Origin of the sequence: Rathayibacter sp. AY1F8 (assembly GCF_002932165.1) — a bacterium.
Classification (GTDB): Bacteria; Actinomycetota; Actinomycetes; order Actinomycetales; family Microbacteriaceae; genus Rathayibacter.
This window is the reverse complement of sequence record NZ_PSVB01000006.1, coordinates 55,312-78,893: the sequence shown is the minus strand read 5'-3', so window position 1 is coordinate 78,893 and position 23,582 is coordinate 55,312. Positions and strand designations below refer to the sequence as shown.

The window sequence follows — 23,582 nt, the reverse complement described above, 5'->3', positions numbered from 1 at the left end:
TCTAGGAGGAGGTGCCGGGGCTCAGGCTCCCTGAGCCACCGCGTCCTCGATCGGGGTGGGACCGGAGACGATCTCCCACGTCTTCGCGATGGAGGTCGGCTGCGCCAGGGCGGCGATCACCGTGGCGGCGACGTCCGCTCGGGGGATGCTCCCCTTCTCGACGGAGGTGCCGAGCGTGATCGTGCCGGTGCCCTCGTCGTCCGTCAGCCCGCCCGGGCGGAGGATCGTGTAGTCGAGGCCGGAGTCGCGCAGTGCCGCGTCGGCGTCGCGCTTGGCCTCGACGTAGGCCTTCCAGCCCTCCTCCGTGTCCTCGGGGAGCGGCTCGTCCACACCGATCGCGCTGACCTGCACGAAGTGCTGGACCCCGACGATCGCGGCGGCCTTCTGGCTGAGGACGGACGCCCCCAGGTCGACGGTGCGCTTGCGCTCCGGGCCCGAGTCGGGTCCGGCTCCGGCGGTGAAGACCATGCCGTCGACGTGGCCCAGCGCCTCGGCGAAGGCCTCGGGCGTCGTGTCCTCGAGGTCGTGCACGAGCGGCTCGCCGCCCAGCCGGACGATGTCCTCGGCGTGATCGGGGTTGCGGATCACTCCGACCGACTCGTGGCCGGCGTCGTAGAGCAGGTGCAGGATCTGCTGCCCCACCTTGCCGTGGGCTCCGATGACGGCGATGCGTGTCATGGACGTTCCTCTCCTCGTCGGGGCGGGTCGCCCCGTGTTCGTGGTCCCCTCCATCCTGCCGCGGCGTCCCTGGACGCCCCCAGGCCTTGACGGCGTCCGGGCGCCGGGCCGTCAGGCGGCGAGGCGGTCGTCGCGTCCGGTGATGGCGAGCAGGCGGCTCTGGAGGGAGGCGGCGTCGTCGACCGGCACGGGCGCGGCGTAGAGGCCGCTCGCGCGCAGGGTCTCCTCCTGGGGTGCGAAGAGCTCCCAGACCGCTGCGACGAGCTCCTCGTCCAGCCGCTCGTCGCTGCCGGTCGCGCGGGCGAGGTCCCAGGCGTGGACGGTCACATCGGCCGTCTGCTCCTGCAGCAGCTCGACGGCGCTGACGGTGTCGCGCCCCAGCTGCACGGTCGCCGCCGGGTCGACGGTGCGGACAGCGACGCGCAGGCGGTCGGTCACGCGGCGCCACTCGCTCCTCAGATCGGTGGCGACGGACTCGAGTCGCAGCGCCGACTCGTCGCCGCCCGAGAGGAGCGTGTGCGCGCGCTGCTGCTCGCGGACGACGTGCAGCACGAGCGCGCGCGTGTCCCACTCGGTGTCGGGCGTGGGGGCCGACCAGTCCTCGACGGCGCTCAGCCGGAGCTCGAAGGCGCGGTGGGCGCGGTCCTGCAGATCGAGCCAGCGGCTCATCTCGGCGCCGGGGCCGGTCTCGGTGGCGGTGGGGGAGTCGGGCTGCTCGTGCGTCATGGTCTCTCCGGAGCGTCGTGGTGCTCGGGTCAACCGCGAGTGGTCGGCGCTCATTCCCGGCCGGCCCGCGCGCAGCGGTCGAGCGGCCGATGTCGGTGGTGCGTGCGAGCATGTCCCAGGGCGTGGGCGAGCAGGACGGAGCGGCGTGAGCAAGCAGGACGGCACGGCGTGAGCGAGCAGGACGGCACCGCGTGAGCAAGCAGGACGGCACGGGGCGGCAGGTCACGACCGAGCCCTTCGACGACCCGCGCGCGAGCATCATGCACATCGACATGGACGCGTTCTTCGCCTCCGTCGAGCTGCTCGACCGGCCGGATCTGCGCGGGAGGCCGGTCATCGTGGGGCACCACGGAGCGCGCTCCGTCGTCACAGCGGCGACCTACGAGGCGCGCCGCTACGGCGTCAACTCGGCGATGCCCATGGCGGTCGCCCTCCGCCGCTGCCCGCAGGCCGTGGTCCTCGAGCCGCACATGGAGCGCTACCGCGAGGCTTCTCGCCGCGTCATGGCGATCTTCGACTCCTTCACGCCGCTGGTCGAGCGCCTGAGCATCGACGAGGCGTTCCTCGACGTCGCGGGTGCCCGCCGCATCTCGGGCTCGCCGTTCGCGATCGGCACCGAGATCCGCCGCCGGGTGCACGCCGAGCTCGGGCTGACCTGCTCGGTCGGGATCGCCAGCACCAAGTTCGTCGCCAAGCTCGCCTCCGGCCGCTCCAAGCCCGACGGTCTGCTGGTCGTCCCCGCCGACGGCGTCCGCGAGTTCCTCGATCCGCTGCCCGTGAGCGCGCTGTGGGGAGTCGGCGCGAGCACGGAGGAGGCGCTCGTCCGCCGCGGTCTGCGCACCGTCGCCGACGTCGCGACCACCCCGCTGCCGTCGCTGGTGTCCGCCCTCGGCGAGGCGACCGGGAGGCGCCTGCACGCCCTGGCGAACGGGGTGGATCCGCGGCCGGTCGACACCCGCCAGATCGAGAAGAGCGCCGGACACGAGATCACGTTCGCCGACGACGTGGCCGACCCCGAGCTCGTCCGTCGTGAGCTGCTGCGGCTCTGCGACAAGGTCGCCGTGCGGATGCGCCGCTCGGGAGTGCGCTGCCGCACCGTCGCGGTGAAGGTGCGCTTCGGCGACTTCAGCACCCTCACCCGCTCCCGCACGCTCGTCGAGGCGACGGACGTGGCCCGGGTCCTCTACGAGGCCTCCTCCGCGCTCCTCGAGGCGGCCAACCCGATGCGGCGGCCCGTGCGGCTGATCGGCGTGCGCGGCGAGCAGCTGGTCGAGGGCGACGACGTCGCGTTCTCCCTGTGGAGCGACTCCGACGACTGGCGCGACGCGGAGCTCGCGGTCGACGGCGTGGCCGCCCGCTTCGGCTCCGGGGCCGTGCGTCCCGCCTCGCTCCTGTCCCGGTCGGCTCCCGAGTCGGCCAAGGGGATCGACCTCGGCGACACGCTCGCTACGCGGAACCGATCGTCAGACTGATCGGGCGGTGGTCGGAGCCGTTCGGCGGCAGGACCGCGACGGTCGCGGCGGTGACGCCGTCGGCGAGCGCGTGGTCGAGCGAGACGAGCGGCAGCAGGGACGGCCAGGTCGCCGGGAAGCCGACTCCGCCCGTGCGGACGAGACCCGCCTCCGCCAGCACCGGAGCGAACAGGTGGTCGTCCGTCGGCGTGTTGAAATCGCCGATGACCAGTGTCCGCTCCGACGCGTCGTCTCGAAGAGCGGTGGCGAGGTTCGAGAGCATGGTGTCCCGCTCCTCGTGGTCGCCCGGCCGGAACGAGGCCAGGTGCACCACGAACAGGCGCGCGCTGCCGACCGGCGTGTCGACGTCGACGGCGAGCGCGCGCTCCCAGCCGAGACCGAGGTCGAGCGGCTCCTCGTCGGTCAGCTCGGTCCGGCTCCAGACGCCGACGGTGCTCGAGACGGACGAGTACGGGTACTCGTCGGCCAGCTCGGCGTCGACCGCGTCCACGGCGTCTCCGTCGAGCTCCTGCAGCGCGATCACGTCGGGGCCGCGGGCGGCGAGCGAGGCGGCCAGCCCACCGGCGTCGCTGCTCGTCTCGATGTTCTGGCTGACGACGGTGAACGAGCCGGAGCGCACGGCCGGCGCCGGAAGCGCGACCGGCAGCACCAGCACGCCGTAGACCATCGCCAGCACGGTGACCGCGGCCGCCGTCCGGCGCGACCGGAGGGCCGCCGCGGCCGCGATGAGGAGCAGCACGAGCAGCCCCGTCCAGGGGATCCCGACCTCGAGGACCGACAGCCAGCCGATCGGATCGGGCAGCGCGCGGTGGAAGGCGAGGAAGGCGGCGAGCATGAGGCTCGCGACCGCCACCGCGGCCGAGCGCACGGGGCGGCGGCGGCGGGTGCGGGCGGACATCCGTCGATCATGGCAGCAGGTCCCCGGAGGTCCATGGACGAGTCCTGTGCGCCCCGGCGGGCCGCTTGTCGCCGCGGAGAGCCGCGGAGTACCGTCGCACCATGCCCAACATCGCAGTCTCCCTGGCCGACACCGTCACCACCGCGGGTACCGCGACGATCTACGGCGAGCCCGTCACCGTCGACGGCGTCTCGCTCGTCCCCGTCGCCCTCCGCTGGTTCGGTTTCGGCGGAGGCAGCGGCTCCGAGGACGGCCAGGAGGGCGGCGGCGGAGGCGGCGGCGCCACGGTCATCCCGATCGGCGCCTATATCAAGGACGACCTCGGCCTGCGGTTCCAGCCGAACGTGATCTCGGTCCTCGCCGTCGGCATCCCCTTCGTGTGGGTGACCGGCAAGGCCCTCGCGCGCATCATCCGCGCCCTCAAGAAGTAGCCGGAGCGGCCCCGCGTCAGCTGGCGCGCTGCTGGCGCGCGGGGTACCACTTCTTCTTCGTCCGGCCGAAGCCGACGATCAGACGCTCGGCGTCGTCCGGCCGGCGGGGGTCGTAGATCACCGCGGCGGGCTCACCGGCCATCCACGCGTCCCCCCGCTTCAGCGGGTATTTCTGCGCGCGCTTCTCCACACCCTCGGCGGTCCGGTAGACGACCAGGAGCCTGCCCAGATCCCGTGCCGAATCGCGATCGCCGCGTGCCGGATCCGGCCCGACGACGCGCGCCGGCACCCGCGTGCCGTAGCTGAGCAGCTCGCGGCGGATCCGCGCACGGCGCTGCCAGAGCAGGGCCTGCAGCAGGACGATCAGCAGCACGGCCAGGACGACGACCACCGACCACGACATGACGTCTATGATTGCCGACGAACACGGGAGTCCGGTGCACCGGGCTGAGAGGAAGGCAGCAGCCTTCGACCGTCGAACCTGATCTGGGTCATGCCAGCGAAGGAACGTTTCGATCTCCTCTTACCAACCCGTGCCCTCCATTCGCTTCCACGAAAGGGCACGTCAGTGCAGAACACGAACGCGCAGAACACGAACGCGCAGAACACGAACGCGCAGAACCTCACCTCCTCCGCCCCGGCCCGGCGCGATCTGCGCTGGCGGGTCGTCGACATCGTGGTGGCGAGCGTCGTCGCCGTCGCGAGCGGGATCGTCTTCTGGGCCTGGGGCCTGGCGACGAACGTCCTCGGCCTCGCCTTCGAGTTCCTGCCCGGGCTCGGCGGGCTCCTCGGCGGCGGCTGGCTCTTCGCCGGCGTCCTCGGCGGCCTGATCATCCGCAAGCCCGGAGCCGCGCTCTACACCGAGCTGGTCGCCGCGGCCGTGTCGGCTCTGATCGGCACCCAGTGGGGCTTCACCGTGCTGATCTCCGGACTCGTGCAGGGACTCGGCGCGGAGATCGTCCTGGCGCTCTTCCTCTACCGCAGCGGCCGTCCGCTCGTCGCGATGCTGGCCGGTGCCGGTGCGGGGCTCGCCCTCGCGATCAACGACCTGCTGTCGTACTACGCCGTCAACGACGCGCTCTTCAAGACCGTCTACGTCGCCTCCTCGATCGTCTCGGGCGCGCTCCTGGCCGGGCTGCTGTCCTGGTTCGCGGTGCGGGGGCTCGCGGCCTCGGGAGCGCTGGACCGCTTCGCCTCCGGGCGCGAGGGCCGGACGGTCGAGGGAGCCGGCGCGGGCGCTCGATGAGCGGCGCTTACGTCCGGGCGCGGGGCTGGAGCTGGCGGCACGCGGGACGCTCCCGCGACGCCCTCTCCGGCCTCGATCTCGCGCTGGAGCCGGGGGAGCGCGTGCTGCTCCTCGGCCCCTCCGGCGCGGGAAAGAGCACGCTGCTGCACGCCCTGGCCGGCGTCCTCGGCGGGGAGGAGGACGGCTCCGCGGCCGGCGAGCTCGAGATCGACGGAGCGGCGCCGCTCACCCGGCGCGGTGTCGCCGGGCTCGTGCTGCAGGATCCGGACACTCAGGCGGTCCTGGCGCGGGTCGGCGACGACGTCGCGTTCGCCTGCGAGAACCTCGGCGTGCCGCGCGAGGAGATCCCCGCGCGGGTGCGGGAGGCACTCGGCGACGTCGGGCTCGACGTGCCGTTGGACCACTCCACCTCGGCGCTCTCGGGCGGGCAGAAGCAGAGGCTCGCCCTGGCGGGTGTGCTCGCCATGCGTCCGCGGCTCCTGCTCCTCGACGAGCCCACCGCCAACCTCGATCCGGACGGTGTACGCGAGGTGCGGGCGGCGGTGGAGCGCACGGCCGCCCGCACGGGGGCGACGCTGATCGTCGTCGAGCACCGGGTCGACGTGTGGGTCGGCCTCGTCGACCGGGTCGTGGTGCTCGGGCGGGACGGCGCGGTCGTCGCCGACGGCGCTCCAGTCGAGGTCCTCGATCGAACGCACGACGTGCTCCGCGCCTCCGGCGTCTGGCTGCCCGGTGACACCCCCGCCCGGCGCGGGGCGAGCGTGCTGCCCTCGCCCGCCGCCCTGAGCGCGCACGACCTCGCCATCGGCCGGCCCGTCCTCGGGCGCCGCCGCTCGACCATCGTGGCCTCGGGGCTCGAGCTCGCCGTCGACTCCGCGCGGGCCACGGCCGTGCTGGGACCCAACGGCGCGGGGAAGTCGACCCTCGCGCTCACGCTGGCCGGTCTCCTGCCGCCGGTCGCGGGGCGGGTGACCGCCTCCAAGTCGCTCCGCGCCGGTGCGGGCCCGGAGCCGATCCGCTGGACCTCGGCTCAGCTCGCCGGACGGATCGCGATGGTGTTCCAGGAGCCGGAGCACCAGTTCCTCACCGCTCGCGTGCGCGCCGAGCTCGCGCTGGGCGCCCGCGACGAGACGGAGCGGCATCGGGCGGAGGAGCTCCTGGAGCGCCTCGGCCTCGCGCACCTCGCCGACGCCAACCCGTTCACCCTCTCCGGAGGCGAGAAGCGGCGCCTGGCCGTCGCGTCCGCCCTCACCCGGTCGCCGTCCGTGCTCGTCCTCGACGAGCCGACGTTCGGGCAGGACCGCCTGACCTGGGAGGTGCTCGTCGACCTCCTCGCCGATCAGCGCGACGCGGGCACGGCGGTGCTCGCCGTCACCCACGACGAGGCGCTGGTGGCCGCCCTCGCCGACTCGGTCGTCACCCTCGGCGCCCGCGAGGTGGTGTCGGGATGACGCTCCTCGACTCCGTTCCCGCGCGCAGCCGGATCGCCCGGGCCAACCCGGTGGCCAAGCTCCTCGCCAGCCTGGTCATCGCGTTCGCGCTCCTCCTCACGGTCGATGCGGTCTCCGCGGCGACGGCGCTGGCGCTCGAGCTGCTGGTTCTGCCCTTCGCGGGGCTCCGAGCGGGTGAGCTCGTGCGGCGGACGGCTCCCGTCTGGATCGCGGCTCCGCTCGCCGGCCTCTCGACAGTCCTCTATGGGCGCGACAGCGGCGCCGTCTACGCGGAGTTCCTCATCGTGTCGGTCACAGAGGGATCCGTCGCCCTCGGGCTGGCCATCGCGCTGCGCGTCCTGGCGATCGGACTGCCGAGCGTGGTCCTCATCGCCACCACCGACCCGACGGACCTGGCGGACGGCCTCGCGCAGATCCTGCGCCTGCCCTCGCGCTTCGTGCTCGGCGCTCTCGCCGGCATGCGGCTCGTCGGTCTGCTCGTCGACGACTGGCGCACCCTGTCGATGGCCCGCCGGGCCCGTGGGGTCGCCGACGGCCGCGGGCCCGTCGAGGCGCTCCGCAGCCTCGCGGCCCGCACGTTCTCGCTGCTCGTGCTGGCCATCCGGCGGGGGAGCAGGCTCGCGACGGCGATGGAGGCGAAGGGCTTCGGCTCCGGCGTCCCGCGCACCTGGGCGCGGCAGTCGCGCCTCGGAGCCGGCGACCTCCTGCTGCTCGCGGGCGGAGTGCTGATCGCTGCCGTCGCCGTGACCGCCGCCGTCGTCACCGGCTCCTGGAGCTTCGTCCTGCATGGCTGAGCGGATCCTGCCGCTGACGGATCACACGGCGGGCGACCTCGCCCGCTCCGTGATCGCGCGGCGTCGTCGGACGGTGCTGCTGGACGGACCGAGCGGCTCCGGCAAGTCGACGTTCGCGCGCGCGCTGGTCGAGCAGCTCCGTCTCGCGCCGGCGGCATCGTCGGTCGCGCTCGTGCGGATGGACGACCTCTACCCCGGCTGGACGGGCCTGGACCGGGCGTCGCGGGAGACGGCCGGGACGCTCGTCCGCCCCCACGGCCTCGGCCTCGCGGCGCACTGGCGGCCCTGGAACTGGGCCGCGGGGACGACGGCCGGGCGCCGCGTCGTCCGCGAGACGCTTCTCGTGCTCGAGGGCTGCGGATCGGCCGGCGCCGCCGCGCGCCGCCACGCCGATCTGGTGGTCTGGCTCGAGGCCGACGACGAGGTGCGGCGCGTGCGCGCGCTCGAGCGCGACGGCGAGCTCTTCGCTCCGCACTGGGACGCCTGGGACCGCGACTTCCGCTCCTACTGCGCTCGGGATCGGCCCCGGGAGAACGCCGACCTCGTGCTGGACACGGGCGGCGGGGGAGCGGTGCGCGGCTGAGGGGTCCCCGCCGAGCGCGGCGACGAGCGGATGCCGGTGGGAGGCTCTCCCTCGGCGGCGGTCAGGCCCAGCCGAGCTCGTGCAGCCGGTCGTCGTCGATGCCGTAGAAGTGCGCGATCTCGTGGACGAGCGTGACGTGGATCTCGTCGCGCAGCGCGTCCAGATCGTCGCACGCGGCGAGGTGCGGCTCGCGGAACAGCACGATGCGGTCGGGCATCTCGCCGAAGCCGTAGCGCTCGCGCTCGGTGAGGGCGACGCCGTCGTAGTAGCCGAGCAGATCCAGGGTCCCGTCCTCGGGCCGGTCCTCCACGACGAAGACGACGTTGTCGAGCCCGTCGACCATGTCGTCCGGGAGCGCGTCGAGCTCGGAGATCACCAGGGCTTCGAAGGCGTCCTCGTCCAGCTCGAGCATCCGGGACCTCTCTGCGTCGGCGATCGCTGCCGGTCGCCGGATGTGCGAAGAGGCCCGGAGTCGGAACTCCGGGCCTCTTCCGCTGCATGCACAGCCACTGGGGTGAGTAACGGGGCTCGAACCCGCGACCTCCTAGACCACAACCAGGCGCTCTGCCAACTGAGCTATACCCACCAGGAGCGTGTTCCGGCGGGGTGACCCGCCGAAGCAACTGTACGAGAGTACTACATCCGCGAGGCGAACTCGTCCACGACGGCGGCCGACACGGCCTGCACCTCGGCGGTGCTCGGCCCCGGCTGCTCCACGAACACGGCACGGCGGTAGTACTGCAGCTCTCGGATGCTCTCGAGGATGTCGGCGAGAGCGCGGTGTCCGCCGTGCTTCTTGGGCGCGTTGAAGTAGATGCGCGGGAACCAGCGCCGTGCCAGCTCCTTGATCGTGCTGACATCGACGTTGCGGTAGTGCAGGTGGCCGTCGAGGCGCGGCATGAACTTCGCGAGGAAGGCGCGGTCGGTGCCGATCGAGTTGCCGGCGAGGGGGGCCTGCTGCTCCGCCGGGACGTGCTTCAGCACGTACTCCAGCACCTCGTACTCGGCCTCCGCGACGCTGACGCCGGAGGGGATCTCGACCAGCAGCCCGGAGGTCTCGTGCATCGACCGGACGAAGTCGCCCATGTTCTCGAGCGCGGTCGCGTCGGGCCGGATGACGAGGGAGAGCCCCTCGTCGAGCGGGTTCAGCTCGAAGTCGGTGACGACGACGGCGATCTCGACGAGCTCGTCGACGGAGAGGTCGAGCCCCGTCATCTCGCAGTCGATCCAGACAAGACGGTCGGGGGCGCTACTCATGCGGGGCAGTCTATCGGCGGCCGCCGACACCCGGTCCGGCCGTCCCGCTCCTCCTACACTGGACCCTCGTGATCACGCTCGCCTGCTGCCTCCTGATCGTCAACGCCGTGTGGAACGCGATCGTCTGGCCGCCCTTCCTCCGCCGCGTCCGCAAGGACCCGCGGGCGCGCGACGCGGACGGCCGCGCGACGACCTTCCTCCGCGTGCACACGGTGCTCATCGGCGTGTCGCTCGCCCTCGCCGTGGTCTCCCTGGTCGTGGGAGTGCTGGGACTCGTCCGGGGCGCCTAGGCCCCGGCGGGCGCGGCCCCTGCGCTTCGGTATCGTGGTCGCAGTCCGCCCCCGTAGCTCAGCGGATAGAGCAGGAGCCTTCTAATCTCTTGGTCGCAGGTTCGATTCCTGCCGGGGGCACCATCGGATCGGGAGCGCGCCGGTCGCCGTCCCTAGTCTTGTCCCGGTGGCGTGCGGATCAGCGTCGACGCCTCGCGCCCGTCCTTCGACCGCGTCGCGGCCTCTCCTCGGGCGGCGCTGCGCTCCTCCGAGGAGTGACGCCCGGCACCCACGGGGTTTTCCTCCGCTCCGGTGACCCTCGGACGAGGACTCGCGGTCGCTCTACCAGTAACGCACCGGCAAATCGGAGGCAACACCGGCGTGTTTCCCACCCGAAGTCGTTTGAGTGTCATTCAGGCACCTAGTCTTGTGGTGTCCGGAATTACAACGACGTAACGAACGGAGGTACGACCATGCTGCTCCTCGCCATCCTCGGTGGAATCGCCGTCGCGTGGACGATCGTCGCGGCGCCCCTCGCCGTACTGGTCGGCCGAGTCGCCCGTGCACGTGATGCACACAGCTAGTCAGTACACGCACCGCCCGCACCACGGAGAAGGCCCCGATCGCACTCGCGATCGGGGCCTTCTTCTCGTGGTCGGGAGCACTCAGACCGAGCTGCGGTCCTGGCCTCGGTCGTCGTCCGAGGCGGACCGCTCGAACCGGGCCTCGTCCGCCCGGACGACCGCCTCGTCGTCGGCCGGCACGTCGTCGCGGTCTCCGTCGGCCGGAGCCGACGGCGTCGCGTCGTGCTCCGCGTCCGGCTGCGGCTCGGCGGCAGGAGCCGAGCGCTGCGGGTCGACGGGCGGCAGCTCCTCCACGGGACGCTCGCGCGACGGCACCTCCAGGCGGTCGACGTCGGCGAGCAGGCGGCGGGTCTCCTCCTGCGAGGCGTCCCCGGCCGACGCGGGGAGGACGATCGTGGGCGTCTGCGGGGCTGCAGAGCCGGAGGCGGAGCCCGCGCCGACGACGACCGGTGCGACGGCGGTCGGTGCGGCGGCCGGGGGAGCGGTGCGCTGGGGAGCGGCCTCGGCGGTGCTCGCGGCCCGATCGGACGACGGAGCGGACTCGGCGGAGCGGTCTCGACCCGTCTCCGAGAAGCGCCAGCGCTCGAGGTCGGCGAGGAAGGCCTTCCGGGCGCGCCCGGGCTTGTCCCGCCACTGCACGAGGCGGTCGCGGAACTCGCCCACGCTCGCCTGCGTCTGGTAGCCGCCGGTGCTCGACGTGTGCTTCAGCTCGGCGAGCTCGTGAGCGGCCCAGTTGGCCGCGACTCCGGAGCCCTTGACGGGCAGGAGGCGCAGGTGCGTCTCGGCCTGCGCGGACGCGCGGTCGCTGAGGACGCGCTCCGGGCTGCTGAGGACGTTCCAGGCCGAGGCGTCGACCGCGGCGTCGACGAGCGTCGCGATGACCGCGTTCTTCCGCTCGTGATCCTGCTGACGGATGAGGCGCGCGATGGAGGCCCGGAAGACGGAGCCGATCACGATCGCTCCGACCACCACGGCCAGCAGGACCACAGCGGCCGTGAAGACCGCCTGGTGCCCGTCGCTCGTGCGGATCCAGGACATGAACTCGTTCCACCACTGCATGGGGCGAACGCTATCCGGGGCGGTCGCCGCCGCCCGTTCGGCACGCCGCCGACCGGGCGGATCGGCGCGTCAGGCGACGCGGAAGACCTCGATCGCGTCGTCGACGCTCCAGAACTCGCCGAGCTCGGCGCCGGCGGGCATGCCCGCCCGCAGCAGCCGGGCGCGGTACCGCTCGCCGAGCGGATCCTCGACCAGCTCGATGTGGCCGACGACGGCACCCGAGCCGGTGCTCACGCGCCACAGCCGGGCGTTGACCCGGGTGAGCGTCGGCGGGGTGCGGGTGGCGTGCAGCGTGGACAGGGACATCGGTTCCTCCTGCTCGAGTCTCGGAGCACCCACCGGCCGAGTGCTGTCGCAGACTACGGCCGACCACCGACATCCCCGCCGGGGCGTCAGCGCAGGGTCGTCCCGTGCACCGCGAACTCCTCGATCGCGTCGATCTCCTCCTGCGAGAGGGGGCCGGCGTCCAGCGCGGCGACGTTCTGCTCGAGCTGCGCGACGCTCGACGCGCCGATGATGGCGCTCGTGACGGTGGGCACCCGGAGCACCCAGCTCAGGGCGAGCTGGGCCAGCGACTGGCCGCGCTGCTGCGCGATCGCGTTCAGGCCGCGGGCGCGTGTCAGGTACGCCTCGTCGATCCGGTCGGAGGAGAGGAAGCGCGACGTCGCCGCGCGGGACCCCTCCGGCACGGTGCCGTCGAGGTAGCGGTCCGTCAGGAGCCCCTGCGCCAGCGGCGAGAAGACGATGCAGCCGGTGCCGAGCTCGTCGAGCACGGGGAAGAGGCCGTCCTCGGGTCCGCGGTCGAAGAGCGAGTAGCGGGGCTGGTGCAGGAGGAGCGGCACTCCGCTGCCCGCCAGTGCCGCCTGCGCGGCCCGGGTCTGCTCGGGCGAGTAGTTCGAGATGCCGGCGTAGAGCGCCTTGCCCGACTCCACCGCCGAGACGAGAGCGCCCATGGTCTCCTCGATCGGAGTCTCCGGGTCCGGCCGGTGCGAGTAGAAGACGTCCACGTAGTCGACGCCGATCCGCTGCAGGCTCTGGTCGAGCGAGGAGAGCAGGTACTTGCGCGAGCCGCCGTCCCCGTACGGGCCGGGCCACATGTCGTATCCGGCCTTGGACGAGATGACGATCTCGTCTCGGTACGGGCGGAGGTCCTCCGCGAGGATGCGGCCGAAGGCCGTCTCGGCGGCGCCGTAGGGCGGTCCGTAGTTGTTCGCGAGGTCGAAGTGGGTGACGCCCAGGTCGAACGCGCGGCGGAGGATCGCGCGCTGCGTGTCGAGGGAGCGGTCGGATCCGAAGTTGTGCCAGAGGCCCAGCGACAGGGCGGGCAGCAGCAGGCCGCTCCGTCCGGTGCGTCGGTAGTCCATGCGGTCGTAGCGGGCGGGGGCGGCGTCGTAGCTCACGCCGCGACTCTATTGCAGGGGGCGGATCCGCGGAATGCAGGGGGCGGTGAGCGTGTTGGACCGACTGACGCCTCCGGCACCCCGGACGCGTCGACGCGACAGGAAGTGAGTCACACGCAATGCGCACATTCGTACTCGCCGGAGGATGCTTCTGGTGTCTGGACGCCGTCTACCGCGTCCTCGACGGCGTGACCGACGTCGTCTCCGGCTACACCGGCGGCCGCACGACCGAGCCCGACTACGAGGACGTCTGCTCCGGGCGCACCGGCCACGCCGAGGCCGTCGCCGTCACCTTCGACCCCGAGGTCATCCCCGAGCAGGTCGTCCTCGACGTCTTCTTCACCCTGCACGACCCGCGACAGCTGAACCGCCAGGGCAACGACGTCGGCACGCAGTACCGCTCGGCGATGTTCTACTCCTCCGACGAGGAGAAGGAGCTGTTCGAGACCGCGCGCGACCGTGCGTCCGAGTGGTGGGACGGCCCGATCGTCACCGAGATCTCGCCGCTGGGCGTCTACTACCCCGCCGAGGACTACCACCAGGACTTCTTCGCGAAGAACCCGGGCCAGGGCTACTGCATGGCGGTCGCACTGCCCAAGGTGAACAAGATCCGCAAGTCCTACTCGAGGTACATCATCGCATCGTAACGCTCCTCCACAGGGGACGATCCGCTCGTCCTCTCCCCAGAAGGGCCCGCCTCCACCTCGGAGGCGGGCCCTTCGTCGCGACACTGGCCCTGCGGCGCCCGAGTGGTACCAGCCCCCTCCGCCCGGGCGCCGTGCCCGTCGCAGCCGTGGCGGGGCAGGAGTAGAGAGGACACGACCATGACCGACACCCTGACCGTCATCGGGACCATCGGCACCGAGCCCCGGAGCATCGACACCTCCAGCGGCACCGCGATGACCAGCTTCCGGCTCGCCTCGACGCAGCGGCGCTACGACCGCTCGGAGCAGCGCTGGGTCGACGTCTCGACCAACTGGTACACCGTCACCGCGTTCAACGGCCTGGCCGGCAACGCGCTGTCCTCCCTGTCGCGCGGCGACCGGATCCTGGTCACCGGGCGGCTCGGGGTGAGGGCCTGGGAGGCGGGAGGCAAGGCCGGTACCGATGTGGTCCTCACGGCCGAGGGCATCGGGCACGACCTCGCCTGGGGGACCAGCAGCTTCACGAAGACCGTCGGGCGCGCCTCTGCTCCCGCCCCCGCCGCCGAGCCCGCGTGGAGCGAGGAGGCGCCGCGCGAGGGCGCCGCGGCGGGGGACTGGGGCGCGTCGGGCCAAGACCGCGGTGATGCCGTGCCCGAGCCGCCGGTGGCGGCGGGCGTCGGCGGAGGCGCTCCCGGTCTCTCGGTAGGATCCGGGGAGACCCCGTTCTGATCCGGGGGACCGGAGCGAGAGCCGTCCCGGTCGGGAGGAGCCGGGCGTGACACGGAACCGAGCGGCCCGCATCGCGCTCGTGCTCGGCGGTCTCGCCGTCTGCCTCTCCGGTTGCACGTCGCCGTCGGCGCCGGACCCCGTGGTGTCCTCCTCCGCGGCCGAGGCGCCGGCACCGGCGGAGTCCGCCGCACCCGTCGCCTTCGTGCCGGGCGGGACGACGGAGCAGAACCTCCCCGTGTTCGAGCAGACCCTTCGCGCGGCGGCCGAGCCCGATCCGGAGGTGAGCGGCTCCAGCGTGGTCGACGCGCTCGTCGCGGCGGGGTTCTCCCGCGAGTCGATGCAGCTGACAGCGGACGAGACCTCGGTCGGACTCGACGCGGACTCGGTGCAGGTCTCCGTCAAGCTCGGGGAGTCGTGCCTCATCGGCCAGTACGGCCCGAAGAGCGGCGGGGTGCGGGCGGTGATCGCGGCACCGATCGCGACCGGCGCCTGCCTGGTCGGCCGGACCGTACCGATCCAGCGCTGACGCGCTCGCCTCGACCGGGGTCCGCTCCGCCATGAGCCCCGGTCGGGGTCGGAAGGGACGAAAGGATCCTCGACAAGGCCCCTCGCCCGTCGAGTCCGAGAGCGCCCGGTGTTCGCCCGACGCTCCTGCAGGACCACTCCGACCGGTGCGGATCCGAGCGTGAGCACAGCCTCGTGCGAGCGGACCGGTCGACGATCCCGGTGGTCGGCGGCGCCCTCCCCTCCCCGGGACGCCGCTCCGCACGGTTAGGCTGCCCTGACCGACACGTGGGCCCCAGCGCGGGCACCGCGACGGACGTGCCGACAGGAGTGCTCGGCACGAGGACCACGACGAGGGGGAACTCGCCATGACCACATCCCGACCGCAGACGACGACGCGAGCGAGGTGGAGGCGCGCCGCCATCGCGGTCGCGAGCACGGCAGCCGTCGTTCTCGGAGTGACGACAGGAGCCGGAGCGGCTGCCGCAGCGGAGACGCGTTTGCAGACGAAGCCCTACCCCTACAGCTGGTCGACCACCGAGACGTTCTCGGCCGCTCAGACCGCTCCCGTGGCGGGAGATGTCACCGGGCTCGACGTCACGCTGTCCGACTCCGCCCGGCCGACGGGGAGGTACCCGGCGTTCACGACGTACAACTGGGTGATCGGCGACTACGCCCTCACAGGGTCGGTGGAACTCGACCCCGGGGATCGCACCTTCCTCATCGACCTGAAGCGGCCCCTCTCCTCGTTCGGCGGTGGGACTGTCGCCCTCCAGATCACGGCGCAGAAGCCGCCGCTGGAGGAGAAAGAGACTCCGATCGGCCAGCCGGTCGACAGCGGCTTTGAGCTGACCACGTCGGCCACCCTCTCCGTCGCCGGAGCCTCCGGCGCCGGCGGTGTCGGCGGGGTCGACCTCAGCAGCAGCGCACAGACGCTCCAGCGGAGCGCCGCGTACTTCGCGTACGAGAAGGTCGACACGGCTCTGGACGTCAAGGGTGGCGACACCGTCGTCCTCGAGTCCAACCGGGACGACTTCTACGACCTCCAGGGGCTCGCCGCCTATGTCGGTCCCAGCAGGACCGAGCGGATCCCCGCCCAGGTGAGTACGAACAGCAGACGGTCCGCGGTCACCGTGACGATCCCCTCGAGCGCCTACGACGCCTACAAGGACCGCGCCAGCAGCCTGGTCCAGGTCACCGGCGTCAGCAACGGCAGGGTGGACCAGCCCCGCGGAGCGACCATCACGTCGGACGCCGCGGTCCGCGTGACGGGAAGCGGAGCCACCACCCCGCCGGTCACGCCGTCCCCGACGGCCACCGCGACCACCCCGCCGGTCACGCCGACCCCGACCACTCCTCCGGTCACGCCCACGCCGACCGCAACGCCGACCGCCCCGCCCGCCGGCTCGCCGGCCGTCTCGCGCATCTCGGGCACCGACCGTCAGGGCACCGCGGTCGAGGTGTCCAAGCGCACCTTCCCGGCGAACGTCCCCGTCGTCTACGTCGCCACCGGGCAGAACTTCCCGGACGCGCTCAGCGCCGGACCCGCCGCGGCCAAGGCGGGCGGGCCGCTGCTCCTGGTCGACCGCGACTCGATGAGCCAGGTCGTCCGCACCGAGCTGACGCGTCTCAAGCCCGCGAAGATCGTCGTCGTCGGCTCCGAGCTCAGCGTCGGCAGCCAGGTCTACAACGACCTGGCCGGGTATGCGCCGAAGGGGAAGACCACACGCATCGGCGGAGTCGACCGCTACGACACCTCGAAGCTGATCCTCCAGGACGCCTTCAGGGGCGGCTCCTCGATGGCCTGGCTGGCCACGGGCGAGAAGTTCCCCGACGCCCTGAGCGCCAGCGCCGCAGCCGGCGCGAATCGCGCTCCGGTGGTGCTGACCAACGGAACCGGCTCCACGGTGGACCCCCTCACCCAGCAGATCATCAGCGGCCTCGAGGTCAGTAGCTTGACGATCGCGGGCTCGACGCTCTCGGTCAGCGCCGGCATCGAGCGCTCGATCACGGGCCCGGTGATCACCCGCATCGGCGGGACCGACCGGTACGACACCTCGGAGAAGCTGAACAAGGCGGCCTTCACCTCGGCGACGACCGTCTACCTCGCGACCGGTGAGAAGTTCCCCGACGCCCTGGCCGGAGCCACGGCGGCGGGCTACACCAGGAGCCCGCTCTTCGCGGTCCAGCCCACCTGCGTGCCCCGGGCGGTCCTCGCCGACATCACCGCGTCCAAGGCGACGCAGGTGATCCTGCTCGGCAGCACGGACACGCTGTCCGAGGCGGTGGAGCGCCTGACGCCCTGCAGCTGATCCGCACCGTCGTCCGCTGACGCGATCCGCCCTCCCCACCGGCCCGGCCGGAGCGGAGGGGGGTTCGCGTTCAGGCGCTCCCTCCGACGCGGACCGGCGAGTTCCCGTTATCCTCGACTGGTGCGGACGGTCCCGCGGCCTGCGCTCCGCGTCGGCCGGGGCCCGGCGTCCCGCCCCGGTCCGAGCCTCCGTCAGCGCCTCCGCGCGGAGCAGGGGACCGGCGGGCGACCCGACTCCGCGCAGACCGACGGACTTGAGGACTGGGCATGGCTGAATACATCTACTCGATGGTGCGCGCGCGGAAGGCGGTCGGCGACAAGCTGATCCTGGACGACGTCACCATGTCGTTCCTGCCGGGAGCGAAGATCGGCGTGGTCGGGCCCAACGGCGCCGGCAAGTCGACGATCCTGAAGATCATGGCGGGGCTGGACACGCCGAGCAACGGCGAGGCGCGGCTCAGCCCGGGCTACACCGTCGGCATCCTGATGCAGGAGCCCGAGCTCGACGAGACCAAGACGGTGCTCGAGAACGTCCAGGAGGGCGTGGGCGAGATCAAGGGCAAGATCGACCGCTTCAACGAGATCTCCCTCGCGATGGCCGACCCGGACGCCGACTTCGACAGCCTCCTCGCCGAGATGGGGACCCTGCAGGAGGCGATCGACGCCGCCGACGCCTGGGACCTGGACTCGCAGCTGGAGCAGGCGATGGACGCGCTGCGCACCCCGCCGGGGGACTCCCTCGTCACCAACCTCTCGGGTGGCGAGAAGCGCCGCGTGGCGCTCACCAAGCTCCTCCTGCAGAAGCCCGACCTGCTGCTGCTCGACGAGCCCACCAACCACCTCGACGCCGAGAGCGTGCTCTGGCTCGAGCAGTTCCTCTCGAAGTACCCCGGCGCCGTGCTCGCCGTCACCCACGACCGGTACTTCCTCGACAACGTCGCGGAGTGGATCGCCGAGGTCGATCGCGGACACCTCTACCCCTACGAGGGCAACTACTCGACGTACCTCGAGAAGAAGAGCGCCCGCCTGGAGGTCCAGGGCAAGAAGGACGCCAAGCTCGCCAAGCGGCTCACCACCGAGCTCGACTGGGTGCGCAGCAACGCCAAGGGCCGTCAGGCCAAGTCGAAGGCGCGCCTGGCGCGCTACGAGGAGATGGCGGCCGAGGCCGAGAAGACGCGCGTGCTCGACTTCGAGGAGATCGTCATCCCGGTGGGCCCCCGTCTGGGCTCCCAGGTCATCGACGCGAAGAAGCTGCACAAGCAGTTCGGCGAGCGCGTCCTCATCGACGACCTCAGCTTCACGCTGCCCCGCAACGGCATCGTCGGCGTCATCGGCCCGAACGGCGTCGGCAAGACCACGCTCTTCAAGACGATCGTCGGCTTCGAGCCGCTCGACTCGGGCGACCTGAAGATCGGCGAGACGGTCGACATCTCCTACGTCGACCAGAGCCGCGGCGGCATCGACCCGCAGAAGAACCTGTGGGAGGTCGTCTCCGACGGGCACGACTACATCACCGTCGGGAAGACCGAGATCCCCTCCCGCGCCTACGTCTCGCAGTTCGGCTTCAAGGGCCCGGACCAGCAGAAGAAGGCCGGCGTCCTCTCCGGCGGCGAGCGGAACCGCCTCAACCTCGCGCTGACGCTCAAGCAGGGCGGCAACCTGCTCCTGCTCGACGAGCCCACCAACGACCTCGACGTCGAGACCCTGGGCAGCCTCGAGAACGCGCTCCTCGAGTTCCCGGGCTGCGCCGTGGTCATCACTCACGACCGGTGGTTCCTCGACCGCATCGCGACCCACATCCTCGCCTACGAGGGCACCGAGGAGGACCCGGCCAACTGGTACTGGTTCGAGGGCAACTTCGAGGCGTACGAGGAGAACAAGATCGAGCGCCTCGGCCCGGACGCGGCGAAGCCGCACCGCTCCGCGTACCGCAAGCTCACCCGCGACTGATGCGCCTGCACGTCGCCATCCCGCTGCGCTGGTCGGACTTCGACGCCTACGCGCACGTGAACAACGCCGAGATGCTGCGCCTGCTCGAGGAGGCGCGCATCCAGGCGTTCTGGAAGCCGGACTCGCCGCAGCCCGGCGGGATGGCGACGGCGGTGCTCGACGCACGGCCGGGCGCCGAGTCGATCAGCCTCATCGCCCGGCAGGAGATCGAGTACCTCGCGCCGATCCCGTACATGCGCGCGCCGATCGACGTGGAGCTGTGGATCGGGCGGATCGGCGGGGCGAGCCTCGAGGTCTGCTACGAGCTCTACTCGCCCGCCGGCGTCGTCCCGCGGGTGCTCTTCACGAAGGCGGCCACCACTCTGGTGCTGGTCACGGCCGCGACGGGCAGGCCCCAGCGCATCCCGGAGGAGCTCCGCGAGGCGTGGGGCCCCTACGTCGAGGAGCCCATCACCTTCTCGAAGCGGGGCTGAGCTCAGCCCAGGGGGACGCGGACCATGCCCTCCTGGGCGACGCTCGCCACGAGCACGCCCTCCTGCGTGTAGATGCGCCCGAGCGAGAGCCCGCGTCCGCCGGACGCGCTCGGCGCCTCCTGCACGTAGAGGAGCCACTGGTCCACGCGCGCGGGGCGGTGCCACCACATCGCGTGGTCGAGGCTCGCTATCCGCAGGCCCGGCGTCGTCCACGCCGCACCGTGCCGGCGGAGCGTGGATTCGAGGATCGTGTAGTCGCTCGCGTAGGCGAGGGCGGCGCGGTGCAGCATCGGATCGTCCGGCAGCGGTCCGAGCGAGCGCATCCACACGCTCTGGTGCGCGACCCGCTCGGGGTCGGCCCGGAGGTACACCGGCTGCTCGACGTGCCGCACGTCGAAGGGGCGCTGCGTGGCCCAGAAGCTGCCGACCGGGTGGTCGACCCCCGCGAGGATCTCAGCGGTGCTCGGCAGCGACTCCGGGTCGGGGATCCCCTCCGGCATCGGCGCCTGGTGGTCGAGGCCCTCGTCCTCGGTCTGGAACGAGGCGATCATCGAGAGGATGGGGCGTCCGTTCTGGTAGGCCTGCGTCCGACGGGTGCAGAAGGAGCGCCCGTCGTGGATCCGGTCGACCGAGAACGTGATCGGCAGGGAGACGTCTCCGGGGCGGAGGAAGTACCCGTGCATCGAGTGCACGGAGCGCCCCTCGACGGTGCGACCGGCCGCGATGAGCGACTGCGCGAGGACCTGGCCGCCGAAGACCCGCCCCTCGGGCATCCACTGCGAGGGACCCGTCGAGATGTCCTCGCTGGTGCGGGCGCCGGTGTCCGTCAGGTCGAGCGCGGTGAGGAACGAGGACAGGGGATCGGGCACGGTACCTCCGGGGTGTCGGGCGGTCGGGCGAGCGGCCTCGGGTAAGTTTATCGACGCGATGAGTTCGTCCTTCTCCCTGGCGGATCCGCCCAGCCTGTCGGATCTGCGCGTCTTCCTCGGCCGTTCGGCCCGGGTCGAGGACGGTGCGGTCCGGCTCCTCGCCGACGACCACGTGCTGGCCGCCTACACGCCGATCCTCCAGCCCCGCGGTCTGCTCGACCGCTCCGCGACCGTGCTGGGCCTGCGCGTCTTCGCGCTCGACGAGCCCGCCGGCTTCGACCGGGTCGTGCCGATCCGTGCGCTGTCGGACCGCCTCGCCCGCCTGCAGTGGGAGCCGGGCGGAGCGGACGGCAAGCCGGTCGTCCTGCCCGACGGCGACGACGCGACGGCGGGGCCCTGGGCGGGCGTCTCCCCGCCCCGCGGCGGCTGGACCCGGCGCGAGCCCGTGGACCCGGGCTTCCTGGAGCGCGTCGCGCGCGAGGGGATCGACGAGATCGCGGCGGCCGTCGGCTCCGAGACGGGCGAGCAGATCGTCGGCCGCGTGCGGTCGAGCGTCTGGGGCCGCCCGCTCGACGGCCTCGAGGACGTCCCGGCGGGAGCGGCGTTCGCCCTCTTCGCGCTCGGGTTCCTCGGCGCCGACGACCCGGTCGCCCTGCTCGAGAGCGGCGCCTGGCGCCGCCTCACCTCACGGCGCGGACACGTGCTGGTCCGCACCCCGGGCTGAGCGGCTACTCCTCGAAGGTGTTCACCATCGCGTGGGCGGCGCGCTCCAGGTAGTCCCAGAGCAGGGCGTCGTCGGCCGGAGCGAGCTCGAGATCGTCGACGGCCGTCCGCATGTGCTGGAGCCAGTGGTCGCGGGCCTCGGGGTTGATCCGGAACGGCTGGTGCCGCATCCGCAGGCGCGGGTGGCCGCGCTCCTCGCTGTAGGTGCCCGGGCCGCCCCAGTACTGCTCGAGGAAGCCGGTCAGCCGCTGGATCGCGCCCTCGAGGTCGTGATCGGGGTACATCGGCCAGAGGACCTCGTCCTCGCGGACGCCCTCGTAGAAGCGGCGGACCAGGCGCTCGAACGTCGGCCGGCCGCCGATGTGCTCCCAGAAGCTGCGCAGCGGAGGCGTGCCGCCGATCTGCAGGCCGCTCACGAGCGCGCTCCCGTCGGGCCGGAGGTGCTGCCGCCGTCCTGGGGCGGCGTCCCGCTCCCGCGCCGCAGCGCGCGGGGGAGCCGCACGGGCTTGCCGTGCTCGGTGCTGATCGTGGGGGAGGGCGTGGTCCGCGGCGGCTTGGCGCCTCCGACGCTCGTCGCCCCCTCGAAGCCCTCGAGGACGACGGTGGCCAGCGAGGGGAGCTTCACGTCGAGCGCGTCGAGCGACTTCTTCAGGCGCAGGCGCAGCTCGCGGGCGACGTCGTCCTTGGCAGTGGTGCGGGTCTTGACCACGACCCGGATGACCAGGGCGTCGTCGGCGATGGACTCCAGGCCCCAGAGCTCGGGCTTGTCGATGATCCGGGCCCGCCAGCGACTGCTCGCCGCCAGCTCGTTCGCTGTCGCGAGGACCGTGGACTGCACCTGCTCGAGGTCCGTCTCGTAGGGCACGGCCAGGTCGACGATGACGCGCGACCAGCCCTGCGACATGTTCCCGACCCGGACGATCTCGCCGTTGCGGACGAACCAGAGGGTGCCGTTGACGTCGCGGATCTGCGTCACCCGGACGCCGACCGACTCGACCACGCCCGTCGCCTGCCCGGTGTCGACGACGTCGCCGACCCCGAGCTGGTCCTCCGCGACCATGAACAGCCCGTTGAGGACGTCCTTGACGATGTTCTGCGCGCCGAAGCCGAGGCCCGCGCCGAGGGCGGCCGTCAGCAGGGCGAAGGAGCCGATGAGGTCCTTGTCGATCGTCGTCACGATCATGACCAGGGCGATGACGACGATCAGGATCGAGCTCAGGTTGTTGAGGATCGACCCGAGCGTGCGCGTGCGCTGCACCACCCGCACGGCCGCGAGCGGCGACGCGGCGATCGACTGGGTGTCCTCGACGCGCTGGCGGCGCTTCACTCCCGACACGATCTGGTCGACGACGCGGCCGATCACGAAGTGGGCGATGACGCGCACCAGCAGCGCGCCCAGCACGATCCCGAGGATCGCGACCACCTTCCAGAAGGGCTCGGACTCGAAGAAGGAGACGGTGGCGGCGACAGGGTCCGGGGTGGAGGTCTGAAGAAGCAGCATGACCGCTCCAGGCTACGGGACGCCTCCCTCCGAGACGGGTGCACGAGCCCCGAGCGCGTATAGATTCGAGGCGGGTCCGCTCGGACCCGGACACCGCCCTGGGAAGGACGCCCGATGCTCCACTCCACCCGGACTCCCGCCGAGAAGCGCCGCCTCTTCCGCGAGCGCCTCGCCTCGGGCGAGCTGCTGCAGCTGCCCGGCGCGTTCACTCCGCTCTCCGCGCGCCTCATCGAGGCGAAGGGCTTCGACGGGATCTACGTCTCGGGCGCCGTGCTCTCGGCCGAGCTGGGGCTGCCGGACATCGGGCTCACCACGCTCAGCGAGGTGGCCGGCCGCTCGCAGCAGATCGCGCGCCTGACCGACCTGCCGGTCCTCGTCGACGCGGACACCGGCTTCGGCGAGCCGCTGAACGTCGCGCGGACGGTGCAGATGCTCGAGGACGCCGGAGTCGCGGGGCTGCACATCGAGGACCAGGTGAACCCCAAGCGCTGCGGGCACCTCGACGGCAAGGCGGTCGTCGACGAGGCGACCTCGGTGCGGAGGATCGCGGCGGCCGTCGACGCGCGCCGCGACTCCGACCTGGTGATCATGGCCCGCACCGACATCCGCGCCCTCGACGGCCTGCCGGCCGCGATCGACCGCGTCAAGCGCCTCGTCGACGCCGGAGCAGACGCGGTGTTCCCCGAGGCGATGCGCGACCTGTCCGAGTTCGAGGCCGTGCGCGCCGCGATCGACGTGCCGATCCTGGCCAACATGACCGAGTTCGGCAAGAGCGAGCTGTTCACCGCGCAGCAGCTCGCCGACGTCGGCGTGAACGTCGTGATCCACCCGGTCTCGCTGCTCCGGATCGCGATGGGCGCCGCGATGCGGGCACTCGACGCCCTCAAGGCGGAGGGCTCGCTCCGCTCGGAGGTCCCGGGCATGCAGACGCGCGCCGAGCTCTACGAGCTCCTCGACTACGCCTCGTACAGCCGCTTCGACGAGGGCGTCTTCGACTTCTCGCTCGCCGACCACTACGGCGCCTGAGCGC

At 72.2% G+C, this 23,582-nt stretch carries 27 protein-coding genes, 2 tRNA genes and 1 riboswitch; of the genes, 16 read left to right on the top strand and 13 right to left on the bottom strand.

Annotation, left to right across the window (positions count from 1 at the left end):
- Positions 1 to 21 precede the first annotated feature (21 nt).
- Positions 22 to 678 carry an SDR family oxidoreductase gene (locus C5C35_RS06950; protein WP_104223727.1) on the bottom strand — a complete coding sequence of 219 codons (657 nt, stop codon included), beginning with the start codon at positions 676 to 678 and terminating at the stop codon, positions 22 to 24.
- Positions 679 to 789: 111 nt separating this feature from the next.
- Positions 790 to 1,404: a TIGR03086 family metal-binding protein gene (locus tag C5C35_RS06945; protein ID WP_258059445.1), complete on the bottom strand. Its 615-nt coding sequence runs from the start codon at positions 1,402 to 1,404 to the stop codon at positions 790 to 792.
- 191 nt (positions 1,405 to 1,595) lie between these two features.
- Between C5C35_RS06945 and dinB the strand changes: the two genes are divergently transcribed.
- Positions 1,596 to 2,876: a DNA polymerase IV gene (dinB, locus tag C5C35_RS06940; RefSeq protein ID WP_104262821.1), complete on the top strand. Its 1,281-nt coding sequence runs from the start codon at positions 1,596 to 1,598 to the stop codon at positions 2,874 to 2,876.
- On the opposite strand, the gene C5C35_RS06935 is transcribed toward dinB, so the two are convergent.
- The gene (locus tag C5C35_RS06935) at positions 2,851 to 3,774 is read right to left on the bottom strand and encodes an endonuclease/exonuclease/phosphatase family protein (protein ID WP_104262820.1); all 924 of its coding nucleotides are present in this window, start codon (positions 3,772 to 3,774) and stop codon (positions 2,851 to 2,853) included. The two genes, dinB and C5C35_RS06935, sit on opposite strands and share 26 nt — an antisense overlap.
- A gap of 101 nt (positions 3,775 to 3,875) precedes the next feature.
- On the opposite strand from C5C35_RS06935, the gene C5C35_RS06930 reads away from it, so the two are divergent.
- Complete coding sequence (locus C5C35_RS06930; RefSeq protein ID WP_104223724.1) at positions 3,876 to 4,205, top strand: hypothetical protein; 330 nt, start codon at positions 3,876 to 3,878, stop codon at positions 4,203 to 4,205.
- A 16-nt stretch (positions 4,206 to 4,221) separates the two neighbouring features.
- On the opposite strand, the gene C5C35_RS06925 is transcribed toward C5C35_RS06930, so the two are convergent.
- Positions 4,222 to 4,608, bottom strand: a complete 387-nt coding sequence (locus tag C5C35_RS06925; protein WP_104223723.1) for a DUF3592 domain-containing protein — start codon at positions 4,606 to 4,608, stop codon at positions 4,222 to 4,224.
- Between the two features lie 14 nt (positions 4,609 to 4,622).
- A riboswitch (TPP riboswitch) is annotated at positions 4,623 to 4,730 on the top strand.
- Between the two features lie 43 nt (positions 4,731 to 4,773).
- Between C5C35_RS06925 and C5C35_RS06920 the strand changes: the two genes are divergently transcribed.
- From C5C35_RS06920 to C5C35_RS06905, 4 genes are read left to right on the top strand one after another with little or no spacing between them, the layout of a single operon-like run.
- Positions 4,774 to 5,451, top strand: coding sequence for an ECF transporter S component (locus C5C35_RS06920; RefSeq protein ID WP_104223722.1), 678 nt, complete (start codon positions 4,774 to 4,776; stop codon positions 5,449 to 5,451).
- Positions 5,448 to 6,902 carry an ABC transporter ATP-binding protein gene (locus C5C35_RS06915; RefSeq protein WP_104262819.1) on the top strand — a complete coding sequence of 485 codons (1,455 nt, stop codon included), beginning with the start codon at positions 5,448 to 5,450 and terminating at the stop codon, positions 6,900 to 6,902. Before C5C35_RS06920 ends, C5C35_RS06915 begins: the two co-directional genes overlap by 4 nt.
- Entirely contained in the window at positions 6,899 to 7,696 is a 798-nt protein-coding gene (locus C5C35_RS06910; RefSeq protein ID WP_104223720.1) for an energy-coupling factor transporter transmembrane protein EcfT, read from the top strand. Before C5C35_RS06915 ends, C5C35_RS06910 begins: the two co-directional genes overlap by 4 nt.
- A complete protein-coding gene (locus C5C35_RS06905; protein WP_219812296.1) occupies positions 7,689 to 8,279 on the top strand; it encodes an AAA family ATPase in 591 nt (196 codons plus the stop codon). Before C5C35_RS06910 ends, C5C35_RS06905 begins: the two co-directional genes overlap by 8 nt.
- 61 nt (positions 8,280 to 8,340) lie before the next feature.
- Here the strand turns inward: C5C35_RS06905 and C5C35_RS06900 are convergent, their stop codons facing one another.
- From C5C35_RS06900 to orn, 3 genes are all read right to left on the bottom strand, one after another.
- Positions 8,341 to 8,691 carry a metallopeptidase family protein gene (locus C5C35_RS06900; protein ID WP_104223719.1) on the bottom strand — a complete coding sequence of 117 codons (351 nt, stop codon included), beginning with the start codon at positions 8,689 to 8,691 and terminating at the stop codon, positions 8,341 to 8,343.
- A 98-nt stretch (positions 8,692 to 8,789) separates the two neighbouring features.
- Positions 8,790 to 8,865, bottom strand: a tRNA-His gene (locus C5C35_RS06895).
- Positions 8,866 to 8,915: 50 nt separating this feature from the next.
- Complete coding sequence (gene orn, locus C5C35_RS06890) at positions 8,916 to 9,536, bottom strand: oligoribonuclease (protein WP_104223718.1); 621 nt, start codon at positions 9,534 to 9,536, stop codon at positions 8,916 to 8,918.
- A gap of 68 nt (positions 9,537 to 9,604) precedes the next feature.
- On the opposite strand from orn, the gene C5C35_RS06885 reads away from it, so the two are divergent.
- Together C5C35_RS06885 and C5C35_RS06880 are read left to right on the top strand one after the other, a co-directional pair.
- Positions 9,605 to 9,826, top strand: coding sequence for an SCO4848 family membrane protein (locus tag C5C35_RS06885; RefSeq protein WP_104223717.1), 222 nt, complete (start codon positions 9,605 to 9,607; stop codon positions 9,824 to 9,826).
- Positions 9,827 to 9,873: 47 nt separating this feature from the next.
- Positions 9,874 to 9,949, top strand: a tRNA-Arg gene (locus C5C35_RS06880).
- Positions 9,950 to 10,470: 521 nt separating this feature from the next.
- On the opposite strand, the gene C5C35_RS06875 is transcribed toward C5C35_RS06880, so the two are convergent.
- The 3 genes from C5C35_RS06875 to C5C35_RS06865 form a co-directional block, all read right to left on the bottom strand.
- Positions 10,471 to 11,448: a hypothetical protein gene (locus C5C35_RS06875; RefSeq protein WP_104223716.1), complete on the bottom strand. Its 978-nt coding sequence runs from the start codon at positions 11,446 to 11,448 to the stop codon at positions 10,471 to 10,473.
- A gap of 69 nt (positions 11,449 to 11,517) precedes the next feature.
- Entirely contained in the window at positions 11,518 to 11,754 is a 237-nt protein-coding gene (locus C5C35_RS06870; RefSeq protein ID WP_104223715.1) for a hypothetical protein, read from the bottom strand.
- Positions 11,755 to 11,840: 86 nt separating this feature from the next.
- Positions 11,841 to 12,848: an aldo/keto reductase gene (locus C5C35_RS06865; protein WP_104223714.1), complete on the bottom strand. Its 1,008-nt coding sequence runs from the start codon at positions 12,846 to 12,848 to the stop codon at positions 11,841 to 11,843.
- 119 nt (positions 12,849 to 12,967) lie between these two features.
- Here C5C35_RS06865 and msrA point away from each other — a divergent pair, with 119 nt between their 5' ends.
- The 6 genes from msrA (at position 12,968) to C5C35_RS06835 (ending at position 19,459) form a co-directional block, all read left to right on the top strand.
- Positions 12,968 to 13,495 carry a peptide-methionine (S)-S-oxide reductase MsrA gene (gene msrA / locus C5C35_RS06860; protein WP_104262818.1) on the top strand — a complete coding sequence of 176 codons (528 nt, stop codon included), beginning with the start codon at positions 12,968 to 12,970 and terminating at the stop codon, positions 13,493 to 13,495.
- A 177-nt stretch (positions 13,496 to 13,672) separates the two neighbouring features.
- On the top strand, positions 13,673 to 14,221 hold the full coding sequence (locus C5C35_RS06855; protein WP_104223711.1) for a single-stranded DNA-binding protein: 549 nt from the start codon (positions 13,673 to 13,675) through the stop codon (positions 14,219 to 14,221).
- 46 nt (positions 14,222 to 14,267) lie between these two features.
- Positions 14,268 to 14,747 carry a DUF6993 domain-containing protein gene (locus C5C35_RS06850; RefSeq protein WP_104262817.1) on the top strand — a complete coding sequence of 160 codons (480 nt, stop codon included), beginning with the start codon at positions 14,268 to 14,270 and terminating at the stop codon, positions 14,745 to 14,747.
- 346 nt (positions 14,748 to 15,093) lie between these two features.
- On the top strand, positions 15,094 to 17,037 hold the full coding sequence (locus C5C35_RS06845) for a cell wall-binding repeat-containing protein (protein WP_104262816.1): 1,944 nt from the start codon (positions 15,094 to 15,096) through the stop codon (positions 17,035 to 17,037).
- Positions 17,038 to 17,303: 266 nt separating this feature from the next.
- A complete protein-coding gene (gene ettA, locus C5C35_RS06840; protein WP_104223708.1) occupies positions 17,304 to 18,986 on the top strand; it encodes an energy-dependent translational throttle protein EttA in 1,683 nt (560 codons plus the stop codon).
- On the top strand, positions 18,986 to 19,459 hold the full coding sequence (locus tag C5C35_RS06835; RefSeq protein WP_104223707.1) for a thioesterase family protein: 474 nt from the start codon (positions 18,986 to 18,988) through the stop codon (positions 19,457 to 19,459). Before ettA ends, C5C35_RS06835 begins: the two co-directional genes overlap by 1 nt.
- A 2-nt stretch (positions 19,460 to 19,461) precedes the next feature.
- Here the strand turns inward: C5C35_RS06835 and C5C35_RS06830 are convergent, their stop codons facing one another.
- Positions 19,462 to 20,328, bottom strand: coding sequence for an acyl-CoA thioesterase II (locus C5C35_RS06830; RefSeq protein ID WP_244230637.1), 867 nt, complete (start codon positions 20,326 to 20,328; stop codon positions 19,462 to 19,464).
- Between the two features lie 58 nt (positions 20,329 to 20,386).
- Here C5C35_RS06830 and C5C35_RS06825 point away from each other — a divergent pair, with 58 nt between their 5' ends.
- Positions 20,387 to 21,052 carry a hypothetical protein gene (locus tag C5C35_RS06825; RefSeq protein ID WP_104247302.1) on the top strand — a complete coding sequence of 222 codons (666 nt, stop codon included), beginning with the start codon at positions 20,387 to 20,389 and terminating at the stop codon, positions 21,050 to 21,052.
- 4 nt (positions 21,053 to 21,056) lie between these two features.
- Here C5C35_RS06825 and C5C35_RS06820 read toward each other — a convergent pair whose 3' ends face one another.
- Both C5C35_RS06820 and C5C35_RS06815 read right to left on the bottom strand, forming a co-directional pair.
- Positions 21,057 to 21,467: a globin gene (locus C5C35_RS06820; RefSeq protein ID WP_308470963.1), complete on the bottom strand. Its 411-nt coding sequence runs from the start codon at positions 21,465 to 21,467 to the stop codon at positions 21,057 to 21,059.
- Entirely contained in the window at positions 21,464 to 22,552 is a 1,089-nt protein-coding gene (locus C5C35_RS06815) for a mechanosensitive ion channel family protein (protein WP_104262815.1), read from the bottom strand. Before C5C35_RS06815 ends, C5C35_RS06820 begins: the two co-directional genes overlap by 4 nt.
- A 114-nt stretch (positions 22,553 to 22,666) precedes the next feature.
- Here C5C35_RS06815 and prpB point away from each other — a divergent pair, with 114 nt between their 5' ends.
- Complete coding sequence (gene prpB / locus C5C35_RS06810; protein WP_104262814.1) at positions 22,667 to 23,578, top strand: methylisocitrate lyase; 912 nt, start codon at positions 22,667 to 22,669, stop codon at positions 23,576 to 23,578.
- Positions 23,579 to 23,582: the final 4 nt, after the last annotated feature.

Bases quoted from the DNA above. Each gene is read 5' to 3' on its own strand.
- C5C35_RS06950 (WP_104223727.1), bottom strand. From the start codon at position 678: ATGACACGCATCGCCGTCATCGGAGCCCACGGCAAGGTGGGGCAGCAG.
- C5C35_RS06945 (WP_258059445.1), bottom strand. From the start codon at position 1,404: ATGACGCACGAGCAGCCCGACTCCCCCACCGCCACCGAGACCGGCCCC.
- C5C35_RS06935 (WP_104262820.1), bottom strand. From the start codon at position 3,774: ATGTCCGCCCGCACCCGCCGCCGCCGCCCCGTGCGCTCGGCCGCGGTG.
- C5C35_RS06930 (WP_104223724.1), top strand. From the start codon at position 3,876: ATGCCCAACATCGCAGTCTCCCTGGCCGACACCGTCACCACCGCGGGT.
- C5C35_RS06925 (WP_104223723.1), bottom strand. From the start codon at position 4,608: ATGTCGTGGTCGGTGGTCGTCGTCCTGGCCGTGCTGCTGATCGTCCTG.
- C5C35_RS06915 (WP_104262819.1), top strand. From the start codon at position 5,448: ATGAGCGGCGCTTACGTCCGGGCGCGGGGCTGGAGCTGGCGGCACGCG.
- C5C35_RS06910 (WP_104223720.1), top strand. From the start codon at position 6,899: ATGACGCTCCTCGACTCCGTTCCCGCGCGCAGCCGGATCGCCCGGGCC.
- C5C35_RS06905 (WP_219812296.1), top strand. From the start codon at position 7,689: ATGGCTGAGCGGATCCTGCCGCTGACGGATCACACGGCGGGCGACCTC.
- C5C35_RS06900 (WP_104223719.1), bottom strand. From the start codon at position 8,691: ATGCTCGAGCTGGACGAGGACGCCTTCGAAGCCCTGGTGATCTCCGAG.
- orn (WP_104223718.1), bottom strand. From the start codon at position 9,536: ATGAGTAGCGCCCCCGACCGTCTTGTCTGGATCGACTGCGAGATGACG.
- C5C35_RS06875 (WP_104223716.1), bottom strand. From the start codon at position 11,448: ATGCAGTGGTGGAACGAGTTCATGTCCTGGATCCGCACGAGCGACGGG.
- C5C35_RS06870 (WP_104223715.1), bottom strand. From the start codon at position 11,754: ATGTCCCTGTCCACGCTGCACGCCACCCGCACCCCGCCGACGCTCACC.
- msrA (WP_104262818.1), top strand. From the start codon at position 12,968: ATGCGCACATTCGTACTCGCCGGAGGATGCTTCTGGTGTCTGGACGCC.
- C5C35_RS06855 (WP_104223711.1), top strand. From the start codon at position 13,673: ATGACCGACACCCTGACCGTCATCGGGACCATCGGCACCGAGCCCCGG.
- C5C35_RS06845 (WP_104262816.1), top strand. From the start codon at position 15,094: ATGACCACATCCCGACCGCAGACGACGACGCGAGCGAGGTGGAGGCGC.
- ettA (WP_104223708.1), top strand. From the start codon at position 17,304: ATGGCTGAATACATCTACTCGATGGTGCGCGCGCGGAAGGCGGTCGGC.
- C5C35_RS06835 (WP_104223707.1), top strand. From the start codon at position 18,986: ATGCGCCTGCACGTCGCCATCCCGCTGCGCTGGTCGGACTTCGACGCC.
- C5C35_RS06825 (WP_104247302.1), top strand. From the start codon at position 20,387: ATGAGTTCGTCCTTCTCCCTGGCGGATCCGCCCAGCCTGTCGGATCTG.
- C5C35_RS06815 (WP_104262815.1), bottom strand. From the start codon at position 22,552: ATGCTGCTTCTTCAGACCTCCACCCCGGACCCTGTCGCCGCCACCGTC.
- prpB (WP_104262814.1), top strand. From the start codon at position 22,667: ATGCTCCACTCCACCCGGACTCCCGCCGAGAAGCGCCGCCTCTTCCGC.